At 43.0% G+C, this 547-nt stretch carries 1 protein-coding gene; it reads left to right on the top strand.

Going from position 1 to position 547, the window contains the following annotated elements:
* Positions 1 to 4 precede the first annotated feature (4 nt).
* On the top strand, positions 5 to 547 hold a 543-nt coding region (locus tag EIZ48_RS31625), incomplete at its 3' end, for a hypothetical protein (protein ID WP_500690632.1).

Raw genomic sequence — 547 nt, 5'->3', positions numbered from 1 at the left:
CAATATTGAAACCGTCCTTTCTAGCAGTATCGCYGCTGTATTTTTTGCRGCTTTTGTTGTTGCCGGAACTATGTGGTATGGTTCGGCAACTACCCCYATCGAATTATTTGGGCCCACTCGTTATCAATGGGATCARGGGTACTTCCAGCAAGAAATATATCGAAGAGTTGGTGCTGGACTRGCCGAAAATCAAAGTYTMTCAGAAGCTTGGTCTAAAATTCCTGAAAAATTAGCTTTTTATGATTAYATAGGTMATAATCCRGCAAARGGYGGATTATTCAGGGCGGGTTCAATGGATAACGGRGAYGGAAYAGCGGTTGGWTGGTTAGGACAYCCTATCTTTAGAGATAAAGAAGGGCGTGAGCTTTTTGTACGSCGTATGCCYACYTTTTTTGAAACATTTCCGGTYGTTTTGGTAGACGGCGATGGAATTGTTAGAGCGGATGTTCCTTTTAGAAGGGCAGAATCCAAGTATAGTGTTGAACAAGTAGGTGTAACCGTTGAGTTCTATGGCGGCGAACTCAATGGAGTCAGTTATAGTGATCCT

This window comes from Photobacterium alginatilyticum (assembly GCF_009910675.1).
GTDB lineage: Bacteria > Pseudomonadota > Gammaproteobacteria > Enterobacterales > Vibrionaceae > Photobacterium > Photobacterium alginatilyticum.
Note: the sequence above shows the minus strand (reverse complement) of the source record. Positions and strands in the feature narration are given on the sequence as shown.